This window comes from Pseudomonas sp. GW456-12-1-14-TSB6 (assembly GCF_059424205.1).
Genome location: NZ_JBWKZE010000014.1, coordinates 1 through 20,499, shown reverse-complemented (window position 1 = coordinate 20,499; position 20,499 = coordinate 1). Strand labels below are relative to the sequence as shown.

Here is a 20,499-nt window from a genome sequence, read left to right as displayed (position 1 = left end):
TCCGGCCAGCGTTACTGGCCGGAACCTCTGAGTTCTTAAAGGATTACTGCCGCCAGATGCTTATCCATCTGGCGTGGGTTGCAGCACAGCACGAGGGACAAGGGAATGTTCTCACCGGCCAACCAGCCTCACTTCAATCTGACTATCGATGGCGCGGACAGCGACTTTCAGGTGCTGTCGTTCACCGGTCGGGAAGCCCTCAACACTCCCTTCGAATTCGAGCTGGAACTGGTCAGCGAAAAGGCCTCGATCAACCTCGAAAACCTGCTGCACAAACTGGCGTTTCTTCAGCTGTCGCCGAGCGGCACCGGTATTCACGGGCTGATCTACAGCATCGCCCAGGGCGAGGCGGGCAAGCGCCTGACCCGCTACAAGATCTCCCTGCGACCGCAGCTTTCGTACCTGGCGCACCGCTTCAACCAGCGCATCTTTCAGCAGATGACCGTGCAGCAGATCATCAGTCAGGTGCTGGAAGAGCACGGCATTCTGGCCAGCGATTACCACTTCCAGTTGAGTGCGGTGTATCCCGAGCGCGTCTACTGCACGCAGTACGACGAATCGGACCTGCATTTCGTCCAGCGCCTGTGCGAAGAAGAGGGTATTCACTACCACTTCCAGCACACGTCCAGCGGCCACAAACTGACCTTCGGCGATGACCAGACGGTGTTCCCGAAACTGGCGCCGGTGGCCTATCAGCAGGACTCCGGGCTGGTGGCGGACCAACCGGTGGTCAAGCGTTTCGGCCTGCGCCTGGCCACCCGCACCAGCCGTACCACGCGCCGCGATTACGACTTCGTCAAACCGAAGATCGAGCTGGAAAGCGACGCCAAGAGCAGCGCCCAGCCGGACCTGGAAGACTACGATTACCCAGGCCGTTTCGTGGATCGCGAGCGTGGCAAGCACCTGGCCAACCGCAACCTCGAACGCCACCGCAGCGACTATCGCCTGGCCGAGGGCAACAGTGATCAGCCGATTCTGGTCACCGGGCATTTTCTGGCCCTGACCGACCACGCCAATCCGACGTGGAACGACCTGTGGCTGCTCACCGAAATCTTCCACGAAGGCAAGCAGCCGCAAGTGCTGGAAGAGTCGGTGACCAGCGACACCACGGACAACAAAGACGATTTCCATCAGGGTTATCGCAACCGCTTCAACGCGATCCCGTGGGACGTGCCGTACCGTCCGCCGCTGGACCACCCGAAACCCAAAGTCCTCGGTTCGCAAAGCGCCGTGGTCACCGGTCCCGAAGGCGAAGAAATTTTCTGCGACCAGTACGGCCGGGTGAAGGTGCAGTTCTTCTGGGACCGCGAAGGCCAGCACGACGACAAGACCACCTGCTGGATGCGCGTGGCCTCCAGTTGGGCGGCGGAAACCTTTGGCTCGATCAACATTCCGCGAGTCGGCATGGAAGTGCTGATCACCTTCCTCGAAGGCGATCCCGATCAGCCGCTGATCACCGGTTGCCTGTACCACGGCGCCAATCTGCCGCCGTACAAGCTGCCGGACTTCAAGACCCTGGCCACGGTCAAGAGCAAGGAATACAAGGGCAGCCGCGCCAACGAACTGCGCATCGACGACACCACCAGCGAGATCAGCATCGCGCTGCGCAGCGATCACGGCGCGAGCGCGATCAACCTTGGTTACCTGACCCACCCGCGCCCAAGCGGCGGTCAGCCTCGGGGTGAAGGTTTTGAGTTAAGAACCGACCGCCACGGCGCCGTGCGTGCCGGAGCCGGTCTGCTGATCACCACCGAACCGCGTCCGAACGAATCGAAACACCACAAGGACCTGCCGGAAACCGCCGAGCGCCTGGCCACCGCCAGCGACCAACAGGACGGTTTCGCCACACAAGCCAAAGAGCTTCAGGCCCAGGAAGCGGGCGATCAGGACGACGTGGCCAAGGCCTTGCACGCGCAGCATCAAGGCGTACTCGGCAGTGGCCCGGCGAACCTCACCGCCAACGAATTTCCCGAGTTCACCGAGCCGCATCTGGTACTCGCCAGTCCCGCCGGCATCGCCCTGACCACGCCGCGCTCCAGCCACATCGCCACCGGCGAACACCTGGCGCTGAGCAGTACCGGGCACACCAGTTTTTCCATCGGCAAACGCCTGCTGGCCAGCGCCAGTCGCGGCATGCGCCTGTTCGTGCAAAGCATGGGCTGGCGTCTGGTGGCAGCCTCCGGCGACATCGACGTCAAGGCGCTCAAGGACAGCATCAACCTGCTGGCCAAACTCAACATCACCGCCAACGCCGACCGCATCACCATCACCGCCAAGACCGAACTGGTGATCCAGGGCGGCGGCAGCGCCACGACCTACAACGCCGGCGGCATCACCCACGCCACCAGCGGCCCGTACACCGCCCATGCGGCGAACTTCGCCTACACCGGCGCCAAAAGTCTGGCCGGCGTGTTCCCGGAACCGCCGAAACCGGGCAAGGGCAACCTCGAACTGTTCAACCAGTACGCCGGCCGCCAGGGCATCAAGGACGGCGACTACGAAGTCATCGATGCCTTGGGCAAAAGCATCAAGGGCAAGCTCGACTCGAAGGGTTTCGCCAGCGTTGCCGGCGCCGCACCGGGGCCAGCGCGGGTGCTGTTCGGCAAGGATCCGGCGGACACCTGGAGCGAAGGCAGTTACATCGGCAAACCGGAATGGCCGTTGAATCCGCCGGGGGCCGAAGACATTCCGAGCCAGGTGCAGGCCATGGTGGCGCAGGTGCTGCCAAGCAAGAACTGGGACATGTTGGAGAAGGGCAAGGACATGGCGAAAACAGGGATGGGCGCCGTGCAGACCGCGCAAGGTGCGATGCAAACGGCGCAGCAGGTGAAAGGCGTGATGCAGGGCGGAGGGGCCGGGCTGCCGAAACTGGCGAGTGCGGCAATGCCGAGTGCGTCGGGGATTCTCGGGGCGGCGAGCAAGGCGGGCAAGTTGCCGAGTCTGCCAACGCCGACACTTCCAAAACCTTCTTTGAAAACTCCGGAATTGCTGGCGGGTGAGGTGCTGTCATGACAACTGGGGGCGGTGGTGCGAAACAGCGTGAGCCGCAAGTCGCGGTGGTGCCACTCAACACGATCGATATTCAGGATGTTGGACGCGGCGCTGCCAAATTCGATGCCTGGTTGCAGTCTATCAGCGGCGGTGTCGTCACACTCGATCGGGTCAAGAACGTCGCGGGTGCTCTTCCTGTCGTGGGCAACATCATGGCGTTGGTTGATGCCCTTGGAGACATCGTCACCCTGGCCAAAAGCAAACAGCGTCAGGTGCTGGATTGGGTCAGCCTGGGTATCAACCTGATTGGTGTATTGCCTGCGCCACCGACCATGGCTTCTGCGCGCATGACACTACGCCCGACCCTGGGGTTGGTGCGTCAGGAGCTGCGTAACAGCGCCAAGATGCTGCTGGGGGACTCTCTGATTGAAGTGTTGATCGGGCATCTGAACGCGACCATCGTCGGCACCATCGATGACTTCGTCAAACAGGCACAACCCAAACTGGCGGGCATTCTCGACGACGCTGGAAAACTGGGTCAAAGCGTGGTGAACGAGATCGCCAAGGGCCTGGAAAAGGTGGTCAACGGCAAGCTCGATGCGAAGGGAGACCTCAATGCGGCCGGTTCGAAAATCACGGCGGCGCGCGGTCAGTTGTTGCATGACCCCAAGGCGGCTATCAGCAACATTTTCGGTGCCGCTTTCAGTGCCTACAAAGCTGCAGGCAAAGGCGTTGCCAACAGTGCCGCCAAGAACTTGCTGCCGGAGAAAGCCAAGGCTCTGGTACTGAGCAACACATCGATGCTTCGCACGCTGGGGGTGGAGCTGCAATCCCAGATGAAAAAGCTTGGTGACCCAGGCGTTCAGCATTCCATCGGCTGGCTGTTGCAGATGTTGGCGGGCTCTGTAGTAACTTGGCGCAAACGTCGCTCTCATGGTCAGGCCGCCAGTGTCAAACCGGGGGCCACGAGCAAGGCAGAACAACGCGCCGGCAAAGGCCAACTGGAGTTGCAGCAAAGCCAGGCTCGAGCCCGTTCTGATGCCAGTGATTGCAAGAATCGCGTCCCGACAGGCACGAAAAGAAACATCAGCTTTGCACGCGGCACGGAAACCATCACCCACACGGATTTCCGTTTGCCGGGCCCGTTTCCCGTGGTCTGGAACCGTACTTATTACTCGAATCTGGAGGCCTACGACAAAGGCAGCCTGGGTGCTCGCTGGATCAACGAGTTCACCACTCGTTTCGATTATGTGGATGACGGGTTGGTCTTTCATGCGGCCGATGGCCGAAGTCATGAGTTTGCGTTGCCCAAAGTCGGCGAAGCCCATCATGACCCGATTGAAAACCTGACTCTGATTCGCTCAGGTGAAAATCAATTGCTGCTGTGCCGCGGCGTCGAGCGAAAGGAGACCTACGTGCGTCGTGGGGCACGCTTTCTGCTCGCCGGCATCGAGCTGCGCAGCGGTGCCGGAATCATGCTGCACTATGAGCACATGCATGGTGATGAGCCGGTGCTCTCTGACCTGCTCACCTATCAGGGGGACGTTACAAAGGTTCATCTACAACTCGGAACACTGATCGATGACCACGGACGTCTGACAGGTTTGTGGGAGATCGCCGATGGCATTCCTCAGCGCCAACTGTGTGCCTATCACTATGATGCGTTGGGCGATCTGGTTCAGGCACGGGATGAAAACGGTTATGCCTGGAATTATGAATTCCGCAGCCATCTGATCACGCGATACACCGACCGGACCGGGCGGGGCATGAATTTGCAATGGCAGGGGGACGGCTCCGATGCCAAAGCGATTCGTGAATGGGCGGATGATGGAAGCTTCGATACTCGACTTGAGTGGGACGAAAACATTCGTCTGACCTACGTCACTGACGCTCACGGCAATGAGACCTGGCACTACTACGACATTCTTGGCTACACGTACCGTATCCGTCATCCGGATGAGCGTTCGGAATGGTTGTTCCGCGATGAGGCCAAAAATGTCGTGCGACATGTCCACACCGATGGAAGCGTTGATCGGTTCAGCTACGATGAGCGTGGCAATCTTCTCGAACACATCCGTGCCGATAACACCGTAGTGCATTACGCATACGATGATCTGGACCAACTGATCAAGGTTAGTGATGCAGAGGGCGGACAGTGGACCAGAGCTTATGACGACAGCGGCAATCTTGTGGAAGCTGTCGATCCTCTGGGTAACAAGACGGAGTACACCTACACATCTGCCGGCTATCCGGAGACCGTCAAGGATGCTAACGGAGCAGAGAAGAAATTCGAATACAACGATGCCGGTCAGTTGACCGGGTACACCGATTGTTCCGGCAAAACCAGTACCTGGGAGTACAACGGCCTGGGTCAGTTGATTTGCTTTACCGATGCGGCAGGGCAAAGCACCGAGTATGAGTACGTGGCAGGTCAACTGGTGTTGATCAGGCATCCGGACAAGTCTGAGGAGCGTTTCAGTCGCGATGCCGAAGGGCGACTGTTGGCCCATGTCGACGGCCTGAACCGCTGCACCACCTGGAACTACAGCGCCGCCGGCCTTATCGCCGAGCGAGTGGATGCGGCTGAGCAAACGTTGCGCTATCGCTGGGACCGTCTCGGTCGTTTGACCGCTTTGGAGAACGAAAATGAGCGTAGCGCCCATTTTCACTACGATCCGATGGGGCGGTTATTGGAGGAAACAGGTTTCGACGGCCATATTACGCGCTACCAGTACGACACTGAATCAGGTCGTTTGAGCAGCAAGCTTGATGGCGAGCGGCGAGTGGCTTTCCAATTCGACCTGATGGGCCGTCTGATAGAGCGCCGTGCGAGTCTGGGCGAACAGGTACAAAGTGAAACATTTGCCTACGATGGCAACGGCAATATGACACTGGCTGAAAATGATCACAGTCGCTTGCAGTGGTTCCACGATCCGGCGGGCAACCTGCTGCGTGAACATCAGCATTATCTGAGTCTGGAGCAGCCTCGGATCGCAGTCTGGCAACATGAATACGATGCCCTGAATCAGCGAGTAGCGACTGTGCGTCCGGATGGCCAAAGAGTCAGTTGGATGACCTACGGCAGCGGGCACTTGCTGGGATTGAAAGTGGATGACCACGAGTTGCTGGCCTGGGAGCGTGATGATCTGCATCGCGAAATCGCCCGTCATCAGGGCAACCATTTATTGCAGACGCAGAAGTGGGACCCGGCTGGGCAGTTGCAGGAGCAATTGTTGGGTCGCAGCGATGACAAGCGCACGTTGCTCAAGCGTGAATATCAATATGATCCTGCGGGCCAACTGATCCTTCTCAACGACACGCGACGCGGGCCGCTGACGTATCAGTACGATCCGGTGGGGCGCCTGATCAAGGCGGCGAGTCGACAGGGTGTGGAAACTTTCGCCTTTGATCCTGCCGGTAACTTGCTTGATGAGCCGGTTGAACAGATGCGCCGACCTCTGGATCAGGACCCGATGCGTAGCAAGCGGGTGGACAACCTGCTGCGCGAGTACTCGGGTACCCACTATGAATACGATGATCGAGGCAATCTGATACAGCGCTGGCACAACGGCAGTATCGCCAGAATGCGCTGGGATTTGTTCGACCGTTTGGTTCACTTTGATGATGCCCGACTGGAAGTCGAGTATGCCTACGATGTATTGGGACGCCGCCTTTACAAGAACTCGACTGCGCATTTCAAGCGGCGGCCTGAAGCCGGATCACAGTGGAACGACAATGAGTTTGTCCGCAAGCAGCGAGAGTCGGGTTGTGGTTTCACATTGTATGGCTGGGACGGCGATACGCTGGCCTGGGAGAGCAGTCCGGCTCTGCTGGATGGTGATCCCGGACGCACGGTGCATTACATCTATGAGCCGGGTACTTACATTCCGGTTGCGCAAGCTTTGCGACACCAGCCAATCATTCTGATGGGGCAGCCTGACCTCAGCGGCGAGTATCAATTGGAGGACGACCCGCTGTGGAATCACGTACCTGTGGCACTGCCAATCGACGTGTTGAGTTGGTATCAATGCGACCGAATGGGGACGCCTCTGGAGTTGACCGACCAGAATGGCGAAATAGCCTGGAGCGCTCAGTACAAGGCATGGGGGAGCGTGTCTGAGCAGCGTTCGCCATTGGCGCAGCAACAGGGTATTGGCAACCCGATTCGCTTCCAGGGGCAATATCACGATCATGAAACGGGGCTGCATTACAATCGTTATCGTTATTACGATCCGTTGATTGGACGCTTCATCAGCAAAGATCCCATCGGTTATGACGGTGGGTTGAACCTCTTTGTATATGCGCCGAGTCCACTGGGCTGGATTGACCCGCTAGGCTTGGCAAGATGTCCGTGTGCCGATCTGAAGAAAGGCAACCCTGAAGGAACCGGGCCATTCAGAGGTGGATCTTACGGAGGCACCACGGCCTCGGGGATCGAGTCGCATCACATGCCGGCAGACAGCACCAGTCCGATTAAGAGAAGCCAGGGGCCAGCAATACAAATGGAGCCCTATGACCATAGCCAAACAATGAGTCACGGCCACCAGGGTAATCCCGGAAAAGCCTATCGAGCTCAGGTTCAGTCAAAAATCGAAGTGGGAGACATGAGAGGTGCAATGGCGATGGAGATCAGAGATGTGCGCCGTGTAGCCACTCAGGTCGGACAACCCAGAAAGTACAATGAAGCAATGCAAGAAATGCTGGCGTATGCCAAGTGCCGTAAATTTCTGGATAAGTGAGAGAAACCATGAATGATCAAGCGTTCAAAGTGTGGCGAGATAAACTGGTTTCATTGGATCGCTACGAGAACCCGGAAGATGCTCGTGAGTTCTCGGCGCTCGTGAGCAGTGTCCGCGACGAACTCGATGCAAAAACCATTGATGTACTACTGTCGACCTTTTGCGATGAAGACGACTACGGTGTGCAAGAGCGCGTGATGGGTGTTCTTGATCATGCTGAAGCGGGCGTTTTTGCTGAAAGGCTTGCGGTGAACTTCTCAACGTTGCAAAGACAGGCAAGTGGCAAGGAATGGCCTCTTATTCTGATCGGTCGTGTCGTGAACTCGGACAACGCAGAGAAGATCAAGGCGATTGTCGCGGCTGCGAAGAAGTCCCCGGATCTTGACGCCTTTATTCGAAGTGATGAGTTCCTGGATGAGTATCCCGAGATCGAAAGCTACTTCCCCTGATACGACTCAAGGCCCGCCGTTTTCACGTTTGATGGATTCCACGGCCCCATTTGGCATGCCAGAAGTCAGGTCAAAGGAGTGACAACATGAAAGACGCAATCCGCCTCGGCGACTCCACCACCCACGGTGGCAAGGTCCTCGAAGCCTTCTCCCGGACTGACCTTAACGGCAAGCCGATTGCCGGGCTCGGTCACAAGGTCAGTTGCCCATTGTGCAAGGGGATTTTCCCGATTGCCGAGGGCAGCAGCACCTACACCGTCGATGGGGTGCCCATTGCGCTCGACGGTATGAAAACTGCGTGTGGGGCGGCGCTTATTGCCAGCGGCCCGAAGGGCGCGGTGGTCAGCTGAGCCCTGTAGTAAGACAGACCTAAGCTAATGCAAAAAAGGTATTTGTTCGGTGTTTTTAATATCGTTTAGTTTTGTTTCATAGACGAATCAAATGCATCAAACCGATAGACCTCCCGATTGCCATGACGGCACGCGCTGAATCGATCACGGACTCTTCAGGTTTGATTCACACGGGAGTGAATCATGCCGCACACCTCAGACATCACCGCATTACCCATCCTCGACCTGTCCCAGCTCGACGGTACGCCGTCGCAACGCCAGGCCTTTCTTGATGACCTGCGTCATGCCGCCCGCGATGTGGGTTTTTTCTACCTGACCGGCCATGGCATCGACGCCGGCCTGCTCGAGCAAGTGCAGGATCACGCACGCCAGTTCTTCGCCTTGCCCGACAGCGAGAAAACCGCTGTCGGCATGATCAATTCGCCGCACTTTCGCGGCTACAACCGCGCCGCTTCCGAGATCACCCGTGGCCAGCCCGATCAGCGTGAGCAATTTGATCTGGGCGCCGAGCGTGAGGTCTTGCCGTTGAACGCCGACAGTCCGTTGTGGGCGCGGCTGCAAGGGCCGAATCAATGGCCCGAGGCGTTGCCGCAACTCAAGCCGCTGTTGCTCGACTGGCAGCAGGCGATGACCCAAATGTCGCTGCGCCTGCTGCGCGCATTCGCTCAGGCGCTGTCCTTGCCGGAAGACGCCTTCGACCGGTTGTACGGCGACAAACCCAACGAACACATCAAGTTGATGCGCTATCCGGGGCAAGCCTCGACGGCGAGCAATCAGGGCGTCGGTGCGCACAAGGATTCGGGTTTTCTCAGCTTCTTGCTGCAAGACCGGCAGGCCGGGCTGCAAGTGGAGATCGAAGAGGGGCGCTGGATTGATGCGCTGCCTCGGGACAACACCTTGGTGGTGAACATCGGCGAGTTGCTGGAGCTGGCCACCAACGGTTACCTGCGCGCCACGGTGCATCGGGTGGTGTCGCCACCGGTGGGCAGCGAGCGATTGTCCATCGCGTTTTTCCTCGGTGCGCAACTGGATGCGGTGGTGCCGCTGTATCCGTTGCCGACGGCGCTGTTGCGTGAGGCGCGCGGCCCGGCCAGCGATCCGCTCAATCCGTTGTTTCGCGATGTCGGCTGGAATTACCTGAAGGGCCGACTGCGCTCCCATCCCGATGTCGCGCAGCGCTTCTACGCCGATGCGTCGAATACCCAGACACCGCTTCGCAAGACCGCCAACGCCTGATCCATCATTCGCAGAAGGACTCTTTCCATGTTGAAAAAAGCAGGCTTGACCCTGGCCGTCCTCGGCGCGCTGGTGACTTCGTTCAGCGCCCAGGCACTGGAGCCATTGCGCGTTGCCGCCGACCCGGTGCCCCACGCGCAGATTCTGGCGTACATCCAGAAACTCGATCCGCAGCTCAACCTCAAGGTGATCGAAATCCCGCAGGGCGTGAACTCCAACGAACTGCTGGTACACGGCGATGTAGACGCCAACTACTTCCAGCATCTGCCGTACCTGCAATCCCAGGAAAAGGCTCTTGGCGAGAAACTTGCGGTGGCCGCCACGGTGCACATCGAACCGCTGGGCATCTATTCCCATCGCCACAAAACCTTCGCCCAGGTGCCGGACAGAGGCACGGTCGCGGTGCCGAACAATGTCACCAACCTGAGCCGCGCGCTGTACCTGTTGCAGGACAACGGCCTGATCAAGCTCAAGCCTGGCTTCAATGACCCGGCGGCCGATCAGGCGACGCCCAAGGACATCGCCGAAAATCCGAAACAGCTGAAGATCCTCGAAATCGAATCGCCGCAACTGCCCCGCGCACTGGACGACGTCGACCTGGCGGTGATCAACGGCAACTACGCGCTGGAAGCCGGGCTGGTGCCGGCCAGGGATGCGCTGGGGCTGGAGAAGGCCGAGCACAACCCGTACGCCAATATTCTGGTGACCACGCCGAAACTGGAAAACGATCCACGCATTCAGCAACTGGCCAAGGACCTGACCTCGCCGCAAGTCGCCAAGTACATCGCCGAGAACTTCAAGGGCTCGGTGATCCCGGTGGCGGATGCCAAGCCATGATCGTCGTCGAGCAGTTGAGCAAGACCTATCCGTCAGCGTCGAGCCCGGCGCTGGATCAGGTGTCGCTGAGCATTCCCGATGGCGCGATCTACGGGATTCTCGGGCGCAGCGGCGCGGGTAAATCAACGTTGCTGCGTTGCCTCAATCTGCTCGAACGCCCGGATGCCGGGCGGATTCTGCTGGACGGCGAAGACCTCACGGCGCTGTCCGACCGTGAGTTGCGCCGCCAGCGTCAGCGCATCGGCATGATCTTTCAGGGCTTCAACCTGCTGCATTCGCGCAACGTGTTCGACAACGTCGCGGTGCCGCTGGAAATCGCCAAGGTTGCCAAGCCACAGCGTTATGAACGGGTTCGGGAACTGCTGGAACTGGTGGGCTTGGGCGACAAGGCCGAAGCCTTTCCGTCGCAACTGTCCGGTGGGCAGAAGCAGCGAGTGGGCATCGCTCGGGCCTTGGCGGCGCGTCCGGCGTATCTGCTGTCGGACGAAGCCACCAGCGCCCTCGACCCGGAAACCACCGCGTCGATTCTGGAGCTGTTGGGCGACATCAATCGGCAACTCGGTTTGACCATCGTCCTGATCACCCACGAGCTGGACGTGGTCAAGTCGATCTGCGATCACGCCGCGTCCATGGCCAATGGAAAACTGGTGGAGGCTGGGCCGGTGGCCCGATTGCTCGCCGATCCGCAGTCGGCCCTTGGCGCTTCGCTGCGGCCCAGTTGCGGTTTGCCGCTGGGGCATGACGCGCCCGGTTTGAGCTTTCTGCGGCAATACGGCGTACGGGCGGCCCACTCATGAACCGCGTGATCGACTGGAATGAAATCCTGCAGCTGGTGCTCAACGCTACCGGCGAAACCCTGTACATGGTGCTGTTCGCCGGGCTGTTCACCTTGCTGATCGGCTTGCCGCTGGGGGTGTTGCTGTTCATCAGTCGCCGTCAGGGTCTTTATCCGTTGCCGAGGCTCAATCAGGCCTTGGGCGCGGTGATCAACCTCGGTCGTTCGCTGCCGTTCGTGGTGATGCTGATTGCCCTGATCCCGCTGACCCGGCTGGTGGTCGGCACTACGTTGGGCAGCACTGCCGCCGTGGTGCCGATCACCATCGGCGCCTTTCCGTTTTTTGCGCGGATCGTCGAGAACGCTTTGGACGAAGTCGAAAAGGGCCGGATCGAAGCGATCCTCGCCATGGGCGGTGACATCCGCCACGTGATTTTCAAAGTGCTGTTGCCCGAAGCGCTGCCGGCCTTGCTGGCGGGCATCACCCTGACGCTGGTGATGCTGATCGGTTTTTCTTCCATGGCCGGGGTGATCGGGGGCGGTGGACTTGGCGATCTGGCGATCCGCTACGGCTATCAACGATTCAACAATGAAGTGATGGTCGCCACCGTCGTGGTGTTGGTCATCCTCGTCCAGGGTGTGCAAAGCCTGGGCGATCGACTGGTGCGTTCACTGGCTCATCGACGTTAAGGAATTTTATGAGTGCGCCTGTCGCCGTGGTCTCCGAGCCACTGATTCGTGTACGTGAACTGAGCAAGACCTTTGGCTCGAACCGGGCGCTGGACCGGGTCAGCCTGGATATTTTTCCCGCTGAAGTGGTGGCGCTGCTCGGCGCCAACGGTGCGGGCAAGTCGACGCTGGTAAAGATCCTCGCCGGCAGTCAGGCCCACGACGGCGGCGAGATCCGGATCGATGGCCAGCCCCGGCATTTCAGTTCGCCGCTGTCGGCGCGCCGCTTCGGCATCGTCGCGGTTCATCAGCAGATCAACGAGGGCATCGCGCCCGGATTGAGCGTGGCGGAAAACCTGCTGCTCGATGAACTGTGCCGCCCCGACGCCGACTTCTGGCTCAACCGCAAACGCCTGCTGGAACGCGCCGCGAGTATCGCTGCGGGGCTCGGTCTGGTGCTGCCGCTGGAGCAACCGATCGAACACCTCGGCCAGGCCGAGCGGCAACTGGTGGTGCTGGCCCGCGCCTTTGCCCTGCAACCGCGCCTGCTGATTCTCGACGAGCCGACAGCGGCCCTGTCGGATGCCGAAGCGCAGCGCCTGTTCGGGCTGATCGACACCTTGCGCAGTCGTGGTGTGGCGATTCTGTACATCTCCCATCGGCTGTCCGATCTGCAACGAGTGGCCGATCGCGCCGTGGTGTTGCGCGACGGGCAACTGGCCGGTGAGTTCAGTGCCCGGCAATTGCCAGAGGCACTGGAAGCGATGCTTGGTCAGGCGCTGGAGGCTCACGTCTACACACCGCGAGCGGCGGGGCGCGAAGTGCTGAAACTGCGCGGCGTGACAGTCCTGCCGCGCACCCGTGCCTTTGATTTGTCCTTGCACGGAAACGAAGTGGTGGTGCTGACCGGATTGCTCGGCGCCGGCAAAAGCGAGATCGCCGAAGTGCTGTTCGGGCTGCGCAAAACATTGTCCGGTTCTCTGCAACTGGACGGCATCGAGTGGCAACCGGGCTCGCCCCGCCAGGCGATCCAGAGTGGCGTGTTCTTCGCCGCCGAGGATCGCGCGAGCCAATCGCTGGTGGCGGACTTTTCATTGCGCCGAACCCTGACCTTGCCGTTCCTCGAACGCTTCACCCGTGGCGGTTTCATCCGCAACCGTGCCGAAGCGGCGGCGGTGGAGGCGCAAGTCGCAGCGCTGGGAATCAAGACCGCCTGCATCGATGTGCCGATGAGTGCGTTGTCCGGCGGCAATCAGCAAAAAGTCGTGCTCGGCCGCTGGTTGCTTGGCGAGGGCAGAGTGTTGATTCTCGACGAGCCGTTTCAGGGCGTCGATGTGCGTGCCCGGCGCGAGATCGGCCAGTTGTTGCGCGACAGCGCCGCTGGCCGCGCCACGCTGGTGATCTGCTCGGACGTCGATGAAGCGCTGGAGATCGCCGACCGGATTCTGCTGGTGCGCGATCACGCGGTGGTGGCCGAGTACCCGCGTGCCGGGCTGGATCGCGCCACCCTGGTCGCCGCGCTGGCCGGCAACGATCCGCAAAATTCTATTGTTCACGCCGCGCCAAGGAGTAGAGCGAGTGCCTGATTCGAGTTCCCTGTTGTCATCCGCCCTGGCGCCGTCCGAGCGCTTCGTGCAAGCGCTGATCCGCTATGGCCTGCTGTGGGTGCTGGCGTTGATCGTGGTGTTTTTCAGTGTCGCGGAACCGGCGTTCCTGCGCGTTGGCAACCTGTTCAGCATTCTGCAGTCGGTGTCGATTGTCGCGCTGCTGGCCTTGGGCGTGACGCTGACCATGGCCGTGGGCGGGCTGGATTTGTCGATCGGCGCGGTGGCGGCCATGAGCCTGATGATCGCCAGTTACGTGATGGTGGTGCTCGGCTGGGGTGCGGTGCCGGCGGTGCTGATCAGCCTGGCCGGTGGCGCACTGGTCGGGCTGCTCAACGGCTGGCTGATCGTGAAGATGCGCGTGCCGGACATTCTCGCGACGCTCGGCAGCATGTTCCTGGTGATCGGCGTGCAACTGATTCCCACGGGTGGTCGTTCGATTGCGGTGGGCATGACCCTGCCCAATGGCGACGAAGCCGAGGGTTCGTTCAGTGCGGTGTTTCTGGCGCTGGGTCGCGGACGGCTGTGGGACATCGTGCCGATTCCGGTGTTGATCACGGCGGTGGTTGCGGTGGCGGTGTGGCTGTTTCTCGAACGCACGCGCATCGGCCGGTTGTTCTATGCGATTGGCGGCAACGAGCAGGCGGCGCGTCTGGCCGGTGCGCCGGTGCAGCGCTTCAAGTTGCTGGCTTATGTGCTCTCGGCGCTGCTGGCCTCGCTGGGCGGTTTGTTGCTGGCGGCGCGATTGGGGCGCGGGGATGTCAGTTCCGGCAACGGCCTGGTGCTCGATGCGTTGGGCGCTGCGCTGATCGGTTTTGCCGTGCTCGGGGCGAAGAAGCCCAACGCGTTCGGCACGCTGGTCGGCGCGTTGCTGGTGGCTTCGTTGCTCAACGGCCTGACCATGCTCAACGCGCCGTATTACGCGCAGGATTTCGTCAAGGGACTGGTGCTGGTGCTGGCCCTGATGTTCACCTTCGGCCTCGCGCATCGGGCGCGCTGAGCCGGTTCATTGATGCTTCAAGGAAAGATCCATGCACGGTTCAATCAAGCAGTTCGCACGTCATTGCCTCGCCGGGGCGTTGCTCTCGGCACTGGCCTTCAATGCGCAGGCCAAGGCCTTGCCCGGCGCACCGGCGCCGTTCGATAAAGGTCAGGTACAGATCGCGCTGGTGGGCTATCTGTTCTCCGGGGATTTCCCTGAAGCCTATCTGCGCGGGGTGGAGAAACAGACCGAAGCGCTGGGCGCCAACCTGCGGATGTTCGACGCGCGGCAGCAGGCAGCCAGTCAGGGCGAGATGATCGATCAGGCCGCCGATCTCGGTGTCGACGGGATCATCGTGCAACTGGGGCTGGCGGAAACCCTCAAAGGGCCGATTGAGCGGGCGCTGGCCAAAGGCATCAAGGTCGTCGCATTCGACGTCGACCTGAACACGCCGCAAGTGACTCAGGTCGAGCAGGATCACCACGCACTGGCGCGGCTGGCACTCGATCAAGCGCTCAAGGACAACGGCACCCGCTTCGACGCCGGGTATGTCTACATCAGCGGCTTCACGCCGATGGAGCGCCGCGACGAGATCTGGAGCCAGGTCAAGGCGAGCAATCCGGGGATCATCGAGAAGGCGCGCTTCGGCACGCTCAATCCGCCGATTGCCAACTCGGTGGCGGATCAGGCCAGCGCCGTGTTGCGGGCCAATCCGGGGATCAGCGTGATCTTCGCGCCGTTCGACGAGTTCGCCAAAGGCGCGAAGATCGCCGTCGATGAGGCCGGTCTGAGCCGCAAGGTGAAGATCTACAGCGCCGATATTTCCACTGCCGACATCCAGATCATGAAAGAACCGGACAGCGCCTGGGCCGCCACCGCTGCGGTCAATCCGCAAGTGGCCGGGGCGATCAGCGTGCGCAGTCTGGCGATGCTGATTGCCGGGGAAAATCCGGGGCACAAGGTGCTGGTGCCGCCGACTCTCATTACCCGTCAGCAACTGCTGGATCTGGACGTGAAAAACGTGCGCGACCTTGGGCAGAAACTGCCGGCCTTCGGTGACACCGCCAACGTCGCGCGGTCGCCGTGGATTCCCGTGGCGAACTGAGGAGCCGACATGCACGACAAGGCTGCGCGTCTGCGCAAGAGCCGTTCGCCGAAAGCCGATGTGGCGTTGGGCGAACGGCTGCCACCGGGGCAGGTGCTGACGGAGCGTTTCCCGATCCTGCACGAAGGCGAGGTGCCGGCGTATGACCTGGCGAAGTGGTCGCTGCGCCTGTTCGGCACTTTGGCCAACCCGGTCGAGCTGACCTACGCCGATCTGCAAGCGCTGCCGCAACGCTCGTTGCAATGCGACATTCATTGCGTGACACGCTGGTCGAAGTTCGACACCCGCTGGAGCGGCGTGCACCTGCAAGACCTGTTGCAGGCCCTGGACATTCGGCCGACATCGTCCTTCGTCATGGCCCACGCCGATCACGGTTACCAGACCAACCTGCATCTCGAAGACCTGCTGCATCCGCACAGCCTGCTGGCCACCCATTACGACGGTCAGCCGCTGACCGCGCAACACGGTTGGCCACTGCGGCTGGTGGTGGCGGGGCGGTATTTCTGGAAAAGCGCGAAATGGCTGCGCGGGCTCGAGTTCACCGATCAGGAACAACCGGGCTTCTGGGAGCGCAACGGCTTTCATTTGCACGCCGATCCGTTCATTGAGCAGCGCTTCAGCGGCGATGCGCTGGACATTGCCGAAGATGCCTGGCGGGAAAAGGACTTCGACTGACGGCCTCTAACTTCGCTCCGAAAAAAACACACAGATTAATAACGCTCTCTACAACAACGTGGAGTGCGTTTTTTTGCGTGATTAGTTGTTCGTTAGTTGGACGTTCATGTTGTTGCGCAAACACAAGTGTTGCTCAGGCAACACTCCGTTCGTCGGGCATAACCTAAGCGTTATTGGTTCTTTTGCGGCGTGCGACCGCTCGTCTAGGATCGGTAAACAGGGGGTTCTACTAACTTTGGGGTTCTTGCGCTCTAACAGCCGATAGTTGTTCAGCACACTTGGCTGCCTTTCTGAATATCAAAACTACAGCAGAAATTGCCGTGCACCGATTGCTGACACTTCATGATTCGGCAGCGGCCGGTTATTAACTGCGATTCAAGGAGCTGTCGCATGATTCACCGTTCGCGTTCATTACTCGCCATCGCTGTTGTCAGTGCAATCTGGCAACTTCCTGCGCAAGCCGAAGAGACATCCGCGCGCGTCGACGATGACACACGGCTGGGTACCGTGCTGGTCACCGGCACTCGGGGCACCGCACGCACGGTGCTGGATTCGCCGGTGCCGGTGGATGTGCTGACCGCCGAGGACCTGAAGACCGCCGGCGCCAGTGGCGGCGAGCTGGGCCAGGCGTTGCAGACGCTGTTGCCGTCGTTCAGTTTTCCGCGCCAGTCCAACTCCGGTGGCGCCGACCACGTGCGCGCCGCGCAGCTGCGCGGCATGAGCCCGGATCAGGTGCTGGTGCTGGTCAACGGCAAGCGCCGGCACACCTCGGCGGTGGTCAACGACTCGTCGAAAATCGGTCGCGGCACGGCGCCGGTGGACTTCAACTCGATCCCGATCAGCGCGATCAAACGCATCGAAGTGCTGCGCGACGGCGCCGGTGCGCAGTACGGCTCCGATGCGATTGCCGGGGTGATCAACATCATCCTCGACGACGCCCCCGAAGGCGGCGAAGTCTCCACCAGCTACGGCGCCTACCACACCCATCAGGACGCGATCGGCAAAACCACCACCGACGGCCAGAACAGCGTGACCACCGCCAAGATCGGCACACGGCTGGGCGAGGAGGGCGGCTTCATTCGCGGCGGCACCGAGTACAAGGATCGCAACCCGACCAACCGCGCCGGCTACGACGGCTTCGCCGACACCCCGGGCCAGCGCAACTATGTGATGGGCGACGGTGTGGCGCGGGACGTCAACGCCTGGTTCAACGGCGAATTGCCGTTGGCCGGCGGCAAGGCCTACAGCTTCGGCACCTACAACGAACGCCACACCACCGGCGCTGAGTTCTATCGCTATCCGTCCGAGCAGCCGCAGTTCTACCCCAACGGCTACTTGCCGCAATCGTTGGGTGACAACACCGACATCTCCGCCACCGCCGGTTACAAGGGCCTGATCGGCGACGACTGGGATTTCGACAGCAGCGTCACCCACGGGCGCAACCGCTTCGAATCGGCGACCCGCCGCACCCTCAACGTCAGCCTCGGCGCGGACTCGCCGACCCGCTTCGACACCGGCGATTACGAGTTGCGCCAGACCACCACCAACCTGGATTTCAGCCGTGAATTGCGCCTCGGCGGCCGCTCGTTCGTGCTGGCGGTGGGCAGTGAATATCGCTACGAAAACTACCTGACCTTTGCTGGAGATGAAGCCTCTTACATCGGTTCCGGGGCCGATGGCGCCAACGGCCTGCGCCCGAGTGAAGAGTCGGATCTGGATCGCAACGTGTTCGGCACCTACGCCGAATTGTCCGGTGATCTCACCGACCGCTTCTTCGTTGATGCCGCCACGCGCTGGGAACATTACGACGACGCCGGCAGCAAACTCACCGGCAAGCTCAGCGGTCGCTACAAGCTGACCGATCAATGGGCGTTGCGCGGTGCGGTGTCGAATAACTTCCGCGCGCCGTCGCTGGCCCAGAGCGGCTTCCAGAACACCACCAGCAACTTCGGCGACGGCGGCACGCTCACCGATATCCGCGTGCTGTCGGTCAACGATCCGATTGCCCGTGCCCTGGGCGCGGAAAAACTCGATCCGGAAACCTCGAAGAACTTCAGCCTCGGCCTGACGTTCCAGTTGAACGAACGCTTCGATGCGTCGCTCGACGTGTTCCGTATCGACGTCAAGGACCGCATCACCCTGTCCCAGCGAATCGGCAGCGACGCGCTGGAAAGCTACATCAATGACAACTTCGGCGTGGCAGGCGTGCACGACGTCAACTTCTTCACCAACGCCGCTGACACCAGCACCGACGGCGCCGAACTGGTGCTCAACTACCATCAGCCGTTCTACGACGGGCAACTGGGCCTGACCACCGCGTACACCTACAACCACACCAAGGTCACCAGCACCAAGGGCACGCCGTCGCAACTGACCGCCTTAGGGATCGGCAACGACGCGCTGGTCGGGGTCGAAGAACGCAACACCCTGACCGACGCCGCGCCCAAGGATCGCTTCGTGTTTTCCGCCAACTGGACCAGCGAACACTGGGGCCTGCTCGGGCGTCTGACCCGTCAGGGCGAAACCACTCGGGTGTTCGATTTCGGCGACTCGCAGCCTGAGCAAACCTACGGCGCGGTATGGCAACTGGACGCCGAGGTGACCTACAAATTCACCCCGAAATTCAGCATCGCCCTGGGTGGCAACAACCTGACCGACAACTACCCGGAACGCTCGGGTTCGGCCATCAACTACGGCGGCAACCTGCCGTACGACGTGCTGTCGCCGATCGGCACCAACGGCGCTTATTACTACGCCACCGCTACTTACGGCTTCTGAGCTTTTTCCGCCATGGATGGCGGATCATCAGCGGGAACCTTCATGACTCAAACCTATGGCCCCAAGCGGCACCTGCCGGTGTTTCAGGCGTTGCTGATCACGCTGGGCATGGTCATCACCACCGACATTCTCAAAACCGCGCCGACCGTTGCCTTGAACGTCGGGCCGGAACATTTCTATTGGGTCTGGGTGCTCGGCGGACTGGCGTCGATGGCCGGGGCCTTGTGCTTTGCCGAGATGGCCACCGCGTTTCCGCATCCGGGCGGTGACTATCATTTCCTGCGCACCGCTTACGGCGAGCGCATGGGTTTCCTGTTTGCCTGGTCGCGATTCTCGGTGATGCACACCGGGTGGATCGCCTTGTCGGCGTTCATGTTTGCCGACTACTTCAATGCGGTCGTGCCGTTGGGGCATTACGGATCGGGAGTGTTTGCCGGTGCGATCATTGCCGCGTTGGTGCTGTTGAATCTGACGGGCAAGCACATCGGTTTCATTACTCAGACTGTGTTGGTCGGGCTGCTTGCTCTCGGGTTTCTGAGCATCGCCAGCGCCGGGGTCTGGCTGGCGTGGCAAGGGATCGAACCAACGCTGCCCAGCGATCCGGTGGTGCCCGAACACACTGGCGCGGCGGGGTTTTCTGCGGCGATGATTTTTGTGTTTCTGGCCTTCGGCGGCTGGAGTGATGCGGCGACGTTATCGGCTGAAGTGCGCGACGGTCGACGCGGCATTTTCATTGCCATGCTCGGTGCGCTGACGGTGCTAATGGCGATCTATCTGGCGCTGAACTGGGCGTTTGTCCAAGGGCTGGGATTCGAAGGTCTGGCCGCGAGCAACGCGCCGGCGGTGGAACTGTTGAACCGCGCCTTCGGGGCTCCCGGCGTGCTGCTGATTTTGCTGATGGTCGGCATCGCGGCCATCGCCACCATCAACTCGACCTTGCTGGTCGGCGCCCGCACCACCTACGCCGCCGCCCGCGATGTGCCGCAACTGCGCCGTTTCGGCGAATGGGACGAACGCGACGGCGTGCCGCGCAAGGCGTTGCTGGCGGAGGGGGCGGTCGCGTTGTTGCTGGTGTTGTTTGGCAGTTTTACCCAGAGCGGTTTCAACACCATGGTTGAGTATCTGACGCCGGTGTATTGGTTGTTTCTGAGTCTGAGCAGTCTGGCGTTGATCATTCTGCGGCGGCGTTTCCCCGAGATCCCCCGGCCGGTCAGGGTGCCGTTTTATCCGGTTTTGCCGCTGCTGTTTTCTGGCTTGTGCGTTTACATGCTGTATTCCAGCGTGACAGTGGTGGGGTTGGGGGCGTTAC

The 20,499-nt window shown here is 60.7% G+C and carries 14 protein-coding genes; all 14 read left to right on the top strand.

The window, feature by feature from the left end; all coding sequences use genetic code 11:
- Positions 1-105: 105 nt before the first annotated feature.
- Positions 106-3,012, top strand: coding sequence for a type VI secretion system Vgr family protein (locus AC07Y2_RS14930; RefSeq protein WP_103386237.1), 2,907 nt, complete (start codon positions 106-108; stop codon positions 3,010-3,012).
- The gene (locus AC07Y2_RS14925) at positions 3,009-7,730 is read left to right on the top strand and encodes an RHS repeat-associated core domain-containing protein (RefSeq protein ID WP_103386236.1); all 4,722 of its coding nucleotides are present in this window, start codon (positions 3,009-3,011) and stop codon (positions 7,728-7,730) included. The genes AC07Y2_RS14930 and AC07Y2_RS14925 overlap by 4 nt, the downstream gene beginning before the upstream one ends.
- Positions 7,731-7,738: 8 nt before the next feature.
- A complete protein-coding gene (locus tag AC07Y2_RS14920) occupies positions 7,739-8,179 on the top strand; it encodes a hypothetical protein (RefSeq protein WP_103386235.1) in 441 nt (146 codons plus the stop codon).
- Positions 8,180-8,265: 86 nt separating this feature from the next.
- Complete coding sequence (locus tag AC07Y2_RS14915; RefSeq protein WP_039771176.1) at positions 8,266-8,529, top strand: PAAR domain-containing protein; 264 nt, start codon at positions 8,266-8,268, stop codon at positions 8,527-8,529.
- 183 nt (positions 8,530-8,712) lie between these two features.
- The gene (locus AC07Y2_RS14910; RefSeq protein WP_103386234.1) at positions 8,713-9,765 is read left to right on the top strand and encodes an isopenicillin N synthase family dioxygenase; all 1,053 of its coding nucleotides are present in this window, start codon (positions 8,713-8,715) and stop codon (positions 9,763-9,765) included.
- A gap of 27 nt (positions 9,766-9,792) precedes the next feature.
- Positions 9,793-10,602: a MetQ/NlpA family ABC transporter substrate-binding protein gene (locus AC07Y2_RS14905; protein ID WP_103386233.1), complete on the top strand. Its 810-nt coding sequence runs from the start codon at positions 9,793-9,795 to the stop codon at positions 10,600-10,602.
- Complete coding sequence (locus AC07Y2_RS14900) at positions 10,599-11,399, top strand: methionine ABC transporter ATP-binding protein (RefSeq protein ID WP_103386232.1); 801 nt, start codon at positions 10,599-10,601, stop codon at positions 11,397-11,399. Before AC07Y2_RS14905 ends, AC07Y2_RS14900 begins: the two co-directional genes overlap by 4 nt.
- Entirely contained in the window at positions 11,396-12,067 is a 672-nt protein-coding gene (locus tag AC07Y2_RS14895; protein ID WP_103386231.1) for a methionine ABC transporter permease, read from the top strand. The genes AC07Y2_RS14900 and AC07Y2_RS14895 overlap by 4 nt, the downstream gene beginning before the upstream one ends.
- An 8-nt stretch (positions 12,068-12,075) precedes the next feature.
- The gene (locus tag AC07Y2_RS14890; RefSeq protein WP_103386230.1) at positions 12,076-13,632 is read left to right on the top strand and encodes a sugar ABC transporter ATP-binding protein; all 1,557 of its coding nucleotides are present in this window, start codon (positions 12,076-12,078) and stop codon (positions 13,630-13,632) included.
- Positions 13,625-14,650: an ABC transporter permease gene (locus AC07Y2_RS14885; protein ID WP_085667202.1), complete on the top strand. Its 1,026-nt coding sequence runs from the start codon at positions 13,625-13,627 to the stop codon at positions 14,648-14,650. Before AC07Y2_RS14890 ends, AC07Y2_RS14885 begins: the two co-directional genes overlap by 8 nt.
- Before the next feature lie 31 nt (positions 14,651-14,681).
- Positions 14,682-15,737 carry a substrate-binding domain-containing protein gene (locus AC07Y2_RS14880; RefSeq protein WP_103386229.1) on the top strand — a complete coding sequence of 352 codons (1,056 nt, stop codon included), beginning with the start codon at positions 14,682-14,684 and terminating at the stop codon, positions 15,735-15,737.
- A 9-nt stretch (positions 15,738-15,746) separates the two neighbouring features.
- The gene (locus AC07Y2_RS14875; protein WP_103386228.1) at positions 15,747-16,412 is read left to right on the top strand and encodes a sulfite oxidase-like oxidoreductase; all 666 of its coding nucleotides are present in this window, start codon (positions 15,747-15,749) and stop codon (positions 16,410-16,412) included.
- Between the two features lie 390 nt (positions 16,413-16,802).
- Positions 16,803-19,190 (top strand): TonB-dependent receptor plug domain-containing protein, encoded by a 2,388-nt coding sequence (locus tag AC07Y2_RS14870; RefSeq protein WP_103386227.1) that lies wholly within the window; start codon positions 16,803-16,805, stop codon positions 19,188-19,190.
- Positions 19,191-19,232: 42 nt separating this feature from the next.
- Positions 19,233-20,499, top strand: a 1,267-nt coding sequence (locus AC07Y2_RS14865; protein ID WP_103386226.1) for an APC family permease, incomplete at its 3' end; no start/stop codon positions are given.